The sequence below is a fragment of the Halorubrum luteum genome, assembly GCF_054652935.1.
The window spans coordinates 1,840,770-1,852,292 of sequence record NZ_BAAIGT010000002.1; the positions used below are offsets into that span (position 1 = coordinate 1,840,770).

The 11,523-nt window shown below is 66.2% G+C and carries 13 protein-coding genes; 8 read left to right on the top strand and 5 right to left on the bottom strand.

Annotated elements, in window-relative coordinates; all coding sequences use genetic code 11:
• Positions 1-7 precede the first annotated feature (7 nt).
• The 4 genes from ACYQ0R_RS09080 to ACYQ0R_RS09095 all read right to left on the bottom strand — a co-directional run bounded on the left by ACYQ0R_RS09080 (position 8) and on the right by ACYQ0R_RS09095 (position 2,553).
• Entirely contained in the window at positions 8-808 is an 801-nt protein-coding gene (locus tag ACYQ0R_RS09080) for a translation initiation factor IF-2 subunit alpha (protein ID WP_459822670.1), read from the bottom strand.
• 16 nt (positions 809-824) lie between these two features.
• Entirely contained in the window at positions 825-998 is a 174-nt protein-coding gene (locus tag ACYQ0R_RS09085; RefSeq protein ID WP_459822672.1) for a 30S ribosomal protein S27e, read from the bottom strand.
• A gap of 1 nt (position 999) precedes the next feature.
• The gene (locus tag ACYQ0R_RS09090) at positions 1,000-1,281 is read right to left on the bottom strand and encodes a 50S ribosomal protein L44e (protein ID WP_459822675.1); all 282 of its coding nucleotides are present in this window, start codon (positions 1,279-1,281) and stop codon (positions 1,000-1,002) included.
• A gap of 219 nt (positions 1,282-1,500) precedes the next feature.
• The gene (locus tag ACYQ0R_RS09095; protein ID WP_459822676.1) at positions 1,501-2,553 is read right to left on the bottom strand and encodes a M42 family metallopeptidase; all 1,053 of its coding nucleotides are present in this window, start codon (positions 2,551-2,553) and stop codon (positions 1,501-1,503) included.
• A 130-nt stretch (positions 2,554-2,683) separates the two neighbouring features.
• Here ACYQ0R_RS09095 and ACYQ0R_RS09100 point away from each other — a divergent pair, with 130 nt between their 5' ends.
• The 5 genes from ACYQ0R_RS09100 (at position 2,684) to ACYQ0R_RS09120 (ending at position 7,094) form a co-directional block, all read left to right on the top strand.
• Entirely contained in the window at positions 2,684-2,941 is a 258-nt protein-coding gene (locus tag ACYQ0R_RS09100; RefSeq protein WP_459822678.1) for an MTH865 family protein, read from the top strand.
• A 78-nt stretch (positions 2,942-3,019) separates the two neighbouring features.
• Positions 3,020-3,712, top strand: coding sequence for a J domain-containing protein (locus ACYQ0R_RS09105; protein WP_459822680.1), 693 nt, complete (start codon positions 3,020-3,022; stop codon positions 3,710-3,712).
• Between the two features lie 81 nt (positions 3,713-3,793).
• Positions 3,794-4,615 (top strand): metallophosphoesterase, encoded by an 822-nt coding sequence (locus ACYQ0R_RS09110; protein WP_459822682.1) that lies wholly within the window; start codon positions 3,794-3,796, stop codon positions 4,613-4,615.
• A gap of 95 nt (positions 4,616-4,710) precedes the next feature.
• A complete protein-coding gene (locus ACYQ0R_RS09115; RefSeq protein WP_459822684.1) occupies positions 4,711-5,751 on the top strand; it encodes an NAD(P)-dependent alcohol dehydrogenase in 1,041 nt (346 codons plus the stop codon).
• Positions 5,752-5,837: 86 nt separating this feature from the next.
• Positions 5,838-7,094 carry a thiamine pyrophosphate-dependent dehydrogenase E1 component subunit alpha gene (locus ACYQ0R_RS09120; RefSeq protein ID WP_459822686.1) on the top strand — a complete coding sequence of 419 codons (1,257 nt, stop codon included), beginning with the start codon at positions 5,838-5,840 and terminating at the stop codon, positions 7,092-7,094.
• Between the two features lie 112 nt (positions 7,095-7,206).
• Here ACYQ0R_RS09120 and ACYQ0R_RS09125 read toward each other — a convergent pair whose 3' ends face one another.
• Positions 7,207-8,493, bottom strand: coding sequence for an NAD(P)/FAD-dependent oxidoreductase (locus ACYQ0R_RS09125; protein WP_459822687.1), 1,287 nt, complete (start codon positions 8,491-8,493; stop codon positions 7,207-7,209).
• Between the two features lie 88 nt (positions 8,494-8,581).
• Between ACYQ0R_RS09125 and ACYQ0R_RS09130 the strand changes: the two genes are divergently transcribed.
• The 3 genes from ACYQ0R_RS09130 to ACYQ0R_RS09140 all read left to right on the top strand — a co-directional run bounded on the left by ACYQ0R_RS09130 (position 8,582) and on the right by ACYQ0R_RS09140 (position 11,512).
• Entirely contained in the window at positions 8,582-9,805 is a 1,224-nt protein-coding gene (locus ACYQ0R_RS09130; protein ID WP_459822690.1) for a threonine synthase, read from the top strand.
• Positions 9,806-9,887: 82 nt separating this feature from the next.
• Positions 9,888-11,048, top strand: a complete 1,161-nt coding sequence (locus tag ACYQ0R_RS09135; RefSeq protein ID WP_459822692.1) for a thiolase family protein — start codon at positions 9,888-9,890, stop codon at positions 11,046-11,048.
• Complete coding sequence (locus tag ACYQ0R_RS09140; RefSeq protein WP_459822694.1) at positions 11,045-11,512, top strand: PhlB family protein; 468 nt, start codon at positions 11,045-11,047, stop codon at positions 11,510-11,512. Before ACYQ0R_RS09135 ends, ACYQ0R_RS09140 begins: the two co-directional genes overlap by 4 nt.
• Positions 11,513-11,523: the final 11 nt, after the last annotated feature.

The window sequence follows — 11,523 nt, forward strand, 5'->3', positions numbered from 1 at the left end:
GTGTCCGCTACTCGTCGTCCTCGCGACGTTCGCGATGGAACTCGCCGACGCCGCCTGCGCTCTCGATCGACTCGCGGGCCCGAGAGGCGGCCGCTTCGAGCTGTGCCTCGGCCGTCTTGTAGTCGGGTGCGCGGACCTTGATCCGGTACTCGGGTGATCCGACGTAGCCGACCTCCAGCTCGACGCCATCGGGCACGGAGCCGTTTCCTTCGGCGGCCTCCAGGGCTGCCTTCACGTCGTCGACGCCGTCGGATGCGTACGACTCGAGGTCGACGTAGCCGGTGACGTCGACGTACGGGACGGAGACGTTCTCACGTGCCGCGTCCACGACCGCCTCGATCGTGTCGTCGTCGACGTCGACGTCCGCAAGCGCGTCCGTCCCGCGGATCGCGGCCGACTCGAACGCGTCGTACAGCGAGTCGAACTCGACCAACAGCGCGTTCGCGACTTCGGTGTACCGTCCGTCGTCGACGCCCTCGCCGAGGGCGATGAGCATCCAGTTGTCCGCCTTTCGCTCGTTTTTCCACGCCTGGATCGTTTCCTTCCGCTGGTGTTCGTTGACGTCCTTGATCGACAGGTCGACTTGTTCGGAGGATTTGTCGACCTCCAGCACCTTCGCAACGACGGTCTGTCCCTCGCGAACGTGGTCGCGGACGTTTTTGATCCAGCCGGAGGCGACCTCGCTGATATGACAGAGGCCGCGTTTGTCCTCGTACTGGTCGAGGTCGACGAACACGCCGAAGTCGGCGATCTCATCGACCTCTCCGACCACGAGCTCGCCGGGTTCGGGCCAACCGCTGTATTGCATCGGCGGTGTGAGGCGGTTACCGTGCCTCAACGGTTTCGACTATCTCGCCGTGGAGCTCGGCCTCCCCGCCGGTCGGGGTCGCGAGCGTCGCGCCACAGACCGCACACGACACCGTGGAGGCGGCCTTGCCGAAGACGACCTGTTCGTTCCCGCACTCGTCACACGCCAGCAGGTGGAAGCTTCCCGCCATCTTACTCCTGGAACGTGAGACGGCCGGCGCGCCATCCCTCGCGCATGTGCGCTTTCCCGCAGTCGCCACAGCGGTACTTGAGGTGGGTCTTCTTCGTCGGCTTGTCCCCACCGGGCACCTTCGAGTACCCGCCGGCGTTACCGATCGTCGCGAGCGCGCGACGGCGCTGGCGAGCGTCGCGTTTCAGGCCGGTCTGTCGGCCGGATCGAACTTTCTCGACCTCGTGCTCGTAGTGGCCGTCACAGTGCGGACAGTACGTGTTGAAACGACGTGGCATCTCCATGTATATCTACCTTGTTACGCGGTTCGACACCAACGCTTAAAACGGGTTTGGTCTGTTCCGGCGACGGACGAATGAGCCATGCGTTAACAGGGATAACGCGGCCAGCGAGCGTATCGATTGAGTCCGATTCCCGGAGCCGACCCCTTCCGGCACGCGTCGCCTGTTCGCTAGCTGTTCCGTGACCGCTCCGATCGTGTGGTCGTGTGGCCTCCCGATCGCCTAGAGCGTGTAGTCGTGGTCGCCGGTCTCCGACTCCAAGAACGCGGTCAACAGCTCGATCGTCGCCGCGATGTCGTCGCCGTCGGCGGTCTCAGTCACCGTGTGGAGGTAGCGGGTCGGGATCGAGATCGCGCCGACCGGCTTCGCGCCGTGTGTGTTCTGGAAGCCGGCCGTGTCGGTGCCGCCCGCCGGCAACACCTCGTGTTGGTGTTCGATCCCTGCGGACTCCGCGACATCGGTGAGTCGACCGTGGACCTTCGGGCTGGTGATCACCGAGGAGTCCTTCAGCTTGATCGCCGTTCCGTCGCCGAGTCTCGTCACGGCGTCCGCCTCCTCGCCGATCTGCGGAACGTCGTTGGCGACGGTGACGTCCAAAGCGATCGCGAGGTCGGGGTCGATGTCGACGCCGAGCGCCTGTGCACCTCGGAGCCCGACTTCCTCTTGCACCGTCGCGGCGAAGTGGATCGTCACGCCGGGATCGGAGACGCGGTCGGCCGCCGCGAGCATCGCGAACAGACAGACGCGGTCGTCGAGCGCTTTGCCCGTCACTCGATCACCCATCCGGGTGGTCGTCTGGTCCAGCGTGACGAGGTCCCCGACGCTCACGAGCTCCTCGACCGCCTCCGAGCTCCGACCCACGTCGATGTACACGTCGGACACCGTCTCGTCCGTCTCGCGCTGCTCGTCGGTCAGCGTGTGTGGCGGAACCGAACCGATGACGCCGGTGATATCCTCCTCGCCGTGGACGGTCACGCGCTGTGCACGAAGCACTCGCGGATCGAAGCCGCCCAACGCGTCCACCTGCACGAACCCGTCCTCGGAGATATGACGCACCATGAACCCTATCTCGTCCATGTGTGCGGCGACCGCAACCGAGTAGTCGCCGCTCCCCTCGACCGTGCCAACGACGTTTCCCATCGCGTCCGTTCGAACGCAGTCGACCCGGTCAGCGAACTCACGACACACGACGTCGCGGACCTCGTCCTCGTAGCCGGGAACGCCACGAGCCTCCGTCAGTTCTCGAAGTAGATCGAAGTTGAACTCGAACGACATGCGCTAACGTTACGGTGCCGGAAACAAAGCTTCGATGCTCCGATCGTGGTTCTGATAATAAATAAAAAATGGACAAATAGTTTATCACAGTTCCGCAACGCTTTTGCGCTCTGTCCCGGCACGTGGGTGCATGAGCGATATAGAAACGGAGCTCCGAGAACAGTTCCTCGACGCGTTCGGCGGTGCCGACTACCCGGTCGACAACCAGATGGACCTCGTTCCCGCCCTGCCGGACGGGCCGGGAACGAAGTTCGAAGCGGGCGACGTGAGCTTCACCGCGATGGAGCTTGCGTCCAAGCTCGGAAGCGAACAGGAGTTCCCGTACGAGACGCCCGAGGAGCTCGCCGACGACATCATCGACGGGCTCAAATCGAAAGAGCTACTCTGAGTCGCGATCGAGCGGCCGGTTGCTCCGCGAATCGACCGGCAACGAGGGATTCATACGGATTCGTCCCGTACTTGGCTCGTGGTCGCCGATCTCATCGACATCGTTCCGCCGTGGATGCTGCTCGGCTCCGCGATCGGCGGAGTCGCGTCCGTCGCGGTCGCGGTCGTGTTCTACGTCGGGACGCGTCTCTCGCCGCCGACCGAGACGGAACGGGATCGATCCACCGGTAGCAACGATGCCCGCCGACACCGCGAGATCCGGGCGTATCTCTCGGTAATCGGCGAACGATTCCACGAGGAACATGCCGTCGGCGACGTCGTCGTCCCCTTCTACCTTCCGGATCGGGATGTCGCCATCACGTTCGACGCTCACGACTACTTTCGGCTGGAGGGGTCGGGTGTGTTTACCGTCCTCTTTGAACACGAGCTTCCCGGCCACGGACTGGGTCGTCGACTTCCGTTCGATGTCGACGAGCCGGAGTGGCGGACGGGTTCGCGTCGGTCCAGCGGCCGGTCGAACCCCGTCGAGGCCGCTTTCGACGAGCTGGGGGTTCCGACGGACGCCGATGCCGACGCGGTCAAGCGCGCGTACCGGGAGCGCGTCAAGGAGGTTCATCCGGACCAGGGCGGCGACGAGGCGGCGTTCCGTCGGGTTCGCGAGGCGTACGCAACTGCGAGCAACCACGCGGCCCGGAGTAACCACGCGCCCACGGGCAGCCGTGCGACCGGAGAGAGAGAGCGCCACGAATCCGCCGCTGGCGTCGGTCGATGAGTGCGGTTCGTGAACCGGGCCCTCGTGTCCTGATCGCTCCCCGACATCGAGGTTATACGGACGGCGGCCGGACTACCGTTCGTGTCCGATCTCACCGTACGTGATCGTGCTGTGTTCCTCGAGCGCCACGACGTCCTCGTGGTCGCCGACCTCCATCTTGGACGGGGGGAGTCGTCGAACGTTTCGTTTCCGCTCGGCGAGCGCGACGATATTCGCGAGCGCCTCCACGGGTTACTCGCACGCTTCCAGCCCGAGACCGTCGTGTTCGCTGGCGACGTGATCCACACGTTCGACCGGGTTTCCGAGCGAAGCCGTGCGGGGCTCACCGAGCTCGCGAACGTGTGTCACAACGCCGGCGCGTCCCTGGAGCTCGTCGCCGGCAACCACGACACGGCGTTGGCGACCGCGTGGGACGGCCCGATTCACGACGAGTACGTCGTTTCCGATCCCACCGATCGTGACCCATCCAGACAGCGTGACACGTCCTGCGAGGATGACGCAGTTTTCGACGATGACGCAGTTTTCGACGATGACATGGTCTCGGAGGGGAACGCCGCTCACGGGAGCGAGGGTGTCCGTACCGTCGTCTGTCACGGTCACGAACCGCCGGAACGAACCGCGGATCGGTACGTGTTCGGTCACGTCCACCCGACGATCGAGATCGAAGGTGACCGCCATCCGTGCTTTCTCGTCGGGCCCGGAGCGTACCGGGACGCAGACGTGCTTCTCCTACCCGCGTTCAACAGGCTCGCGCCCGGCGTCGTCGTCAATGAGATGGGAACGGCGGCGTTCGACTCGCCGCTTATTACGGATGCAGGCGGGTTGGAGCCGCTCGTGTACGATGCCGACGCACAGGAGACGCTTCGATTTCCGCCGCTCGATGCGTTTCGTGAGATGCTGTGAACGTGGTTGTCGATGCCAAGGAATACTTCTTAGCAACATATTTTATTAAATTCATAACAAATATTTATATTACTTTGTGAGAGCTATGGTATCGTATGCAAGCCGCGAGACTCCACGAGTACACCCACGACATGACCGACGGACTCTCGATCGACGAGGTCGATCGTCCTGTGGTCGACGGATCGAACGACGTCATCGTCGAGGTAGAGGGCGCGGGATGGTGTCAGACTGATAACCACATCATCGAGGGGATGTGGGAGGAGTTCGTTCCACAGCCGTTGCCGATGACGCTCGGTCACGAGAACGCCGGGACGGTCGTCGAGACCGGATCCGAAGTGGATCTCGTCTCCGAGGGGGATCCCGTAATCTGTCATCCGGTCCAGACGTGTGGTACCTGTCGGCCGTGTCGGCTCGGTGAGACGATGTACTGTGAGAACAGCGCGTTCAACGGACTTACGACCGATGGCGGTTTCGCCGAGTATCTGCACACGAGCGAGCGCTCGGTGATCCCGCTACCGGACGGCGTCGAGCCGATCGACATCGCTCCGCACGCCGACGCCGGGATCACCGCGTATCACGCGGCGAAGAAGGCGGTCGCCGACCTGAACCCCGGCGACCATGCAGTCGTCATCGGGGTCGGAGGTCTCGGCCACATCGGACTACAGTGTCTGGACGCGATGAGCGCGGCCCGGATAACGGCGGTCGACCTAAAAGAGTCGGCGCTTGACCTTGCCGAACGATACGGAGCGGACAACGTGATCAACCCGAGCGACGAGGATGTCCGGTCCGAACTCGACGGGATCACCGACGGAGCTGGCGCGACGCAGGTGCTGGACTTCGTCGGTGCCGACGAAACGACGGCCTACGCGCCCGATATCACCGCCGCGGGCGGCGACCACCACATCATCGGCTACGGCGGCCACATCCACGAGCCATCGCAGGCGCTCGTGGACGGCGAGTTCTCCTTCGTCGGAAACATCGTCGGACGCTACGCAGAGCTCCAGGAGCTCGTCGCGTTGGTCGAACAGGACGATGTCGACTTACACACGAGCCGGTTCGACCTCAACGAGGTGAACCGCGTCGCCGAGAAGCTGGAGCACGGCGAGATCGACGGTCGCGCGGTGATCACCCCCTGATCGGTCGGTGCCTGCTCGGCGTTCGTCCCGCGACGACTCGTCCGGGACCGCTACTTCCTTGGTACTGTAGTGCACAGTCGACGGTAATGTCCGACCAGGACGACGAAGCGGCATCCGGCGTCGGCAGTGCTGCCGGGACCGATCCGCTTGCCGACGAGGACGTCCGTCGCGTGCTCGGCCCCGACGGTCGGCCACTTCCGGAGGCGACGGTACCGGACCTCCCCGACTCGACGCTCGTCGCGATCTATCGCGACATGGTGACCACGCGTCGGTTCGACGAGCGAGCCGTCAGCTTACAACGCCAGGGACGGATAGGGACGTACGCGCCCTGTGCGGGTCAGGAAGCGTCGGCGGTCGGATCCACGTATGCGCTCGCCGACCGGGACCTGATAAGCTACCAGTACCGCGAGCACGGGGCGGCCGTCGTCCGCGATCTGCTCGCCGACTACCTCCCGTACTGGATGGGCCACGAGTCCGGAACGGCGGCGATCGCCGACGGCAACGTGTTCCCGTTGAACATCGGCATCGCAGCCCATCTCCCACACGCCGTCGGCGCGGCGTGGGCGTTCGACTACCGAGACGAGAACCGCGTGGTCGCCTGTCATTTCGGTGACGGCGCGACAAGCGAGGGGGATTTCCACGAGGCGTGTAACTTCGCTGGCGTGTTCGACACTCCCGTCGTCTTCTGTTGTCACAACAACGGGTGGGCCATATCGATCCCGGAGGAGCGACAAACCGCGAGCGAGACCTTCGCGGCGAAGGCGGCCGCCTACGGGTTCCGTGGTGTCCGCGTCGACGGCATGGATCCGCTCGCCACGTACGCCGCGATGGCGGAGGCAGTCGAGCGAGCGCGGCACGGCGACACCCATGAGGAGCGAGGCCTGGCGACTCACGGGGAGCGAGGCCCGGCGACTCACGGGGAGCGAGGCTCGGCGACTCACGGGGAGCGAGGCTCGGCGACTCACGAGGACGGTTCGCGGCGTCCCACGCTCATCGAGTTCGTCGAGTACCGATACGGGGCGCACACGACCGCGGACGACCCGGGCGCCTACCGGGACCCGGACGAGGTAGAGCCGTGGCGGGCGCTCGATCCGATCGATCGGATGGAGACGTTTCTGCGGGAGACGGGACGGATCGACGACGAAGACGTCGCGTCGATCCACGATCATGCCGACGATGTCGTCGCGGAGGCGATCGACGCCGCCGAGGCGGTCGAACCCGATCCCGCGGACCTGTTCGCGGACGCCTACGCTGAGCTACCGCCGGAGCTCCGCCGTCAGCGCGACGAGCTGCTGGCGGCGGTCGACGAGCACGGTCACGGGGCGTTCCGTCGGGAAGAGTAGTCGGCCGGTCGTATCCGAAGCCTGCCGGCTCCGCGGCTGCGGTGCAGCCCGACGGATACCGGTCAGCAGGATCCGTCGGCAAGGCGGTTCGACGGACGCGCGCTCCATCGAACTACAGCCGTTCGAGTCCGGCCTCCGCGGCTCGTCGACCGCTTTTCATCGCTCCCTGTATCGACGACCACTCGGTGAACTCCCCAGCAATGACGACCGGTCCATCGGGGTCGTCGGGCTCCGGAAGTCCGGCGTGGACGCCCGGCGGCTGTGCGAACTGCGCGAACCGGATTCGGTCGGTGTCGACGATCTCCAATCCCTCGAACCCGCGCTCCGGGAACCACGCGGACAGCGCGGTACGGGTGTCCTCCCGGAGCGACGCCGACTCCCGTTCGAGTGCGCTCTCGCCGAGGAACGTCGCCGCGAGCAGCGCCCGGTCGTCGGGAGCGTACTCCGGTGCAACTTCGGACAGCGGGACGACCGCGTTCGGTGATTCGCCGGCAGCGTTGAGCAGGATCCGCTTGCCGGTCTCGAAAGCGATCCCCTCCGGAAGGGTGTACCACTGTGTGACGTTCGGGACCCCTTCGTCGGGCACCGACTCGACGCCGGTGAGACGACGGGCCTCCGGCGGCGTCGCGGCGACGACCACAATATCGGCGTCGGCGGTCGCTCCGTCGGCGAGTTCGACGCGGGCTCCGTCGGCCGGGTCGCGGGCTCCGATGTCGATCGCTTCTACGTCCTCGCCCGTCCGGATCGCGACGCCGGCGGCTCGTGCCCGGTCGGCGAGCTGACGCGGGATCGCGCCCATCCCGTCGGCGGGTACGGCGATGGAGCCGCGACTCATCGCACGGAACGTGTACTCGAAGACGTGTTTCGACGCCGACAGCGTCCGGTCGAGCGTGATCCCGCCGTAGAACGGCTCGATGAAGTTCCCGATGTACGCGTCGGAGAACCCCCAGTCGTCGAGATACTCGCGGATCGACGCGTCCCGGCCGGCGAAGAACTCCTCGTCCGCCTGCTTCGAAAGGTCGTATCGGAGCGCGAGCGTCCGGAGCTTGTCGGAGAACGGCACCTCGTGGTTGAGCGCGGACTCGACCGCACGTCGCGGATCGCGAAGGGGGTCCGACAGCACCGCCCGTGAACCCGGTCGACAGATCGTCGCCCCGGGCGCGAACGAGCGCAGGTTCAGTCCGGCGGTGTCGAGCTCCTCCCTGACTGACGGATAGCTGGTGAAAAGCACCTGAAACCCGCGGTCGAGCGTGAATCCGTCGGTCTCACGGCTCCGAACGCGACCGCCGACGTCGGGGCGGCGTTCGTACAGCGTCACGTCCACGTCCGACTCGGCGAGACGGGTCGCCGCGACGAGTCCGGCCAACCCACCACCGACCACGATCGCGTCTCCGTGCATGCCATCCCGTTCGAGCGCGGTCATTATAAGCGGCGGCGGGTCGGCACCGAGAGGGAAGCGATTAGTCGCCGCCGCCGCAAGCGACGGTATGGAGACGACCGAGACGTTCCACGGGCTGCAGAGCCGCTCGTCGGGACGCGTTCACGAGACGGCGATCCCGGACGACTGCCCCGACGAGGGACGGTACCTGAATCCGACGTACGAGTACGACGCGGTCACCTCCGAGGATCTGTTCGACCGCCCCGCACAGCCCGAGACGCCAACGCCGGGCCGCGGCCACTGGCGATTCGACGCCTTGCTTCCGTTCCCGGCGGACACGGCGCTGTCGGCAGGCGAGGGAGGGACGCCGCTCGTCCGAACCGAACGACTCGCGGCGGAGCTCGACGTCGGTGCGGTGTACGTCAAAGACGAGGCACGGAACCCGACGGGATCGGTGTTCGACAGGGGGCTCTCGGTCGCGCTCACCGCGGTCGCCGGGCAGCTCTCCGATGCGACGACCGACACGGATGTCGAGCCGCTCGTCTGTGCCAGCCCCGGCAACGCCGGCGTGTCGATGGCGGCATACGCGGGACGGGCCGATCTGCGATCGTACGCGTTCGTCCCCTCACGGTGTGCGTTCGCGAACAAAGCGATGACGAACGTCCACGGCGGAGAGATGCGCGTCGTCGGCGGGCGGTATCCGGACGCGGCCGCCGCCGTCGACGAGCAGCTCGCGACCGACTACACCGACCTGAACGAGTTCGCGACGCCGTACCGACATGAGGGGATCAAAACGATCGCGTTCGAGCTCGTTTCGGATCTCGGTGCGCCCCCGGACGTCGTCGTCGTCCCGACCGGATCCGGGGAGGTACTCGCCGGGGTTCACAAGGGGTTCCTCGAACTGGATCGGGTCGGCGTGATCGACGGAGTTCCACGTCTCGTCGCCGCTCAACCGGAGGGGTGTGCGCCGGTCGTCGCGGCGGTCGAGCGCGGGCTCGACGAGCCGGAGCCGTGGTCGACGCCGGACACGATCTGCGGCGAACTGGAGATCCCCGACCCGGCCGGCGGGAGCCCGGCGGTCGAGGCCGTTCGCGAGAGCGACGGTGCCGCCGTGAGCGTCCCCGACGACGACGTTCTCGAGAGTGCGGTGACCGTCGCCCGGAACGAGGTGCTGGAGATGGGTGCGGCGGGGGGAGCCGCGCCGGCCGGTGCGTGGGCGCTGGCCGAGGACGGCTTCTTCGACGGCGACGAGACGGTCGTCCTGATCAACACGGACGCGGGGCTCAAAACGCCCGATGTCCTGCGGAGCCATCTGATGGGCCAGGGGATCTAGCCGGGCGGCGAACGGGTCGCCTGCCGCGTCCCGGCCACGCACGGAAAGATACGTTTTAGGTGCGCCGGTCGGACCACGCCGTATGGAACGCGTAGCGATCATCGGCGCGTCGATGACGCAGTTCGGCGAGCGGGACGCGTGGGTACGAGAGCTGCTGGCGGAGGCCGGCGAGGCCGCGCTCTCGGACGCCGGGATCGACGGCGACGACCTCGACCACCTGTACGTCTCGAACATGGCCAGCGGCGAGTTCGAGGGTCAGACCGGCGTCCCGAACGCCCTGGCACACGACCTGTCGGCGATGCCAGCGTACACCGCTCGGATCGACCAGACGTCCTCGTCCGGCGGTGCGGGCGTGTACGCAGCGTGGCAGTCCGTCGCCTCGGGCGCGAGCGACCTCACGATGCTCGTCGGCGGCGAGAAGATGACTCACCGGACGACCGGCGAGGCGACCGATGTCATCGCGTCGCTCACACATCCCGTCGAGTACAAACACGGCGTGACGCTTCCCGCGTTCGCGGGCCTGACTGCGCGGCTGTATCTCGACACGTACGACGCTCCTCGGGAGAGTCTCGGTAAGGTCGCGGTGAAAAACCACCGAAACGGCGTCGACAACCCTCACGCACAGTTCCGAAAGGAAGTGGAGTTGGACACCGTGCTCGACTCGCCGATCGTGGCGGATCCGCTCCGACTGTACGACTTCTGTCCGATCACCGACGGCTCCGCGGCACTCGTGTTCTGTCCGGCGTCGGTCGCCGAGGAGTACGCCCCCGACGGGTCGTACGCCGTCGTTTCCGGGATCGGTGGTGCGACCGACACCCACGTCGTCCACGAGCGCGGGGACCCCACGACGATGGGCGGCGTCGTCGACTCCTCGGACGTCGCATACGAGATGGCCGGTGTCGCCCCTGACGATGTCGACGTCGCGGAGCTTCACGACATGTTCACCATCCTCGAGTTCCTCCAGAGCGAGGATCTCGGATTCTTCGAGAAGGGCGAAGGATGGCGAGCCGTCGAGGAGGGAGTCACCGACCGCGACGGTGACCGTCCGATAAACACCTCCGGCGGACTCAAATCGAAGGGACACCCTCTCGGCGCGAGCGGGGTCGCTCAGGTGTACGAGATCTACAAACAGGTGATCGGCGACGCCGGGCCGCGACAGGTCGACGCCGAGGTCGGTCTCGCGTGTAACGTCGGCGGATTCGGCAACTGCGTCACCACGACGATTCTGGAGGGACCACAATGAGCGAGCCACACACCGACGAGGAGCCGACGTTCGAGGCCGCGGAGTACGCCGACGGAACCGTCACGTATCCCCCTCACCCGGTCGGACCGAACGGGGCAGAACGGACCGGAACCGTCGACCTCCGCGAGCACGAGGCACGGGTGATCACGTGGACGATATCGACGGCGACTCCTCCGGGCGTCCGACAGCCGAACACGCTCGCGGTCGTCGAGTTCGAGATGGGTGACGAGTACGACGGACCACCCGTTCGTGCGCTCGGTCAGGTGGCCGAGCGAAGCGAAACGACGACGCGCGACTCGGAACGCGACTCGACGGTCGACTCGGGGAACGGTGAACAGTTCGACGTCGCGATCGGCGACCGCGTCGAGCCGGTGTACGCCGACGAACTCCGCGATCCCGACGCCGGGATCCGCGAGCCGGACAGCCAGGAGTGGGACGGATTCCGATTCAAACCGGTCGAGTGAGCCACGCTGGC

Coding starts and splice junctions, on each gene's coding strand:
- ACYQ0R_RS09095 (WP_459822676.1), bottom strand. CDS start 2,553: ATGTCGTTCGAGTTCAACTTCGATCTACTTCGAGAACTGACGGAGGCT.
- ACYQ0R_RS09135 (WP_459822692.1), top strand. CDS start 9,888: ATGGAACGCGTAGCGATCATCGGCGCGTCGATGACGCAGTTCGGCGAG.
- ACYQ0R_RS09140 (WP_459822694.1), top strand. CDS start 11,045: ATGAGCGAGCCACACACCGACGAGGAGCCGACGTTCGAGGCCGCGGAG.
- ACYQ0R_RS09085 (WP_459822672.1), bottom strand. CDS start 998: ATGGCGGGAAGCTTCCACCTGCTGGCGTGTGACGAGTGCGGGAACGAA.
- ACYQ0R_RS09130 (WP_459822690.1), top strand. CDS start 8,582: ATGGAGACGACCGAGACGTTCCACGGGCTGCAGAGCCGCTCGTCGGGA.
- ACYQ0R_RS09120 (WP_459822686.1), top strand. CDS start 5,838: ATGTCCGACCAGGACGACGAAGCGGCATCCGGCGTCGGCAGTGCTGCC.
- ACYQ0R_RS09115 (WP_459822684.1), top strand. CDS start 4,711: ATGCAAGCCGCGAGACTCCACGAGTACACCCACGACATGACCGACGGA.
- ACYQ0R_RS09090 (WP_459822675.1), bottom strand. CDS start 1,281: ATGGAGATGCCACGTCGTTTCAACACGTACTGTCCGCACTGTGACGGC.
- ACYQ0R_RS09080 (WP_459822670.1), bottom strand. CDS start 808: ATGCAATACAGCGGTTGGCCCGAACCCGGCGAGCTCGTGGTCGGAGAG.
- ACYQ0R_RS09125 (WP_459822687.1), bottom strand. CDS start 8,493: ATGCACGGAGACGCGATCGTGGTCGGTGGTGGGTTGGCCGGACTCGTC.
- ACYQ0R_RS09100 (WP_459822678.1), top strand. CDS start 2,684: ATGAGCGATATAGAAACGGAGCTCCGAGAACAGTTCCTCGACGCGTTC.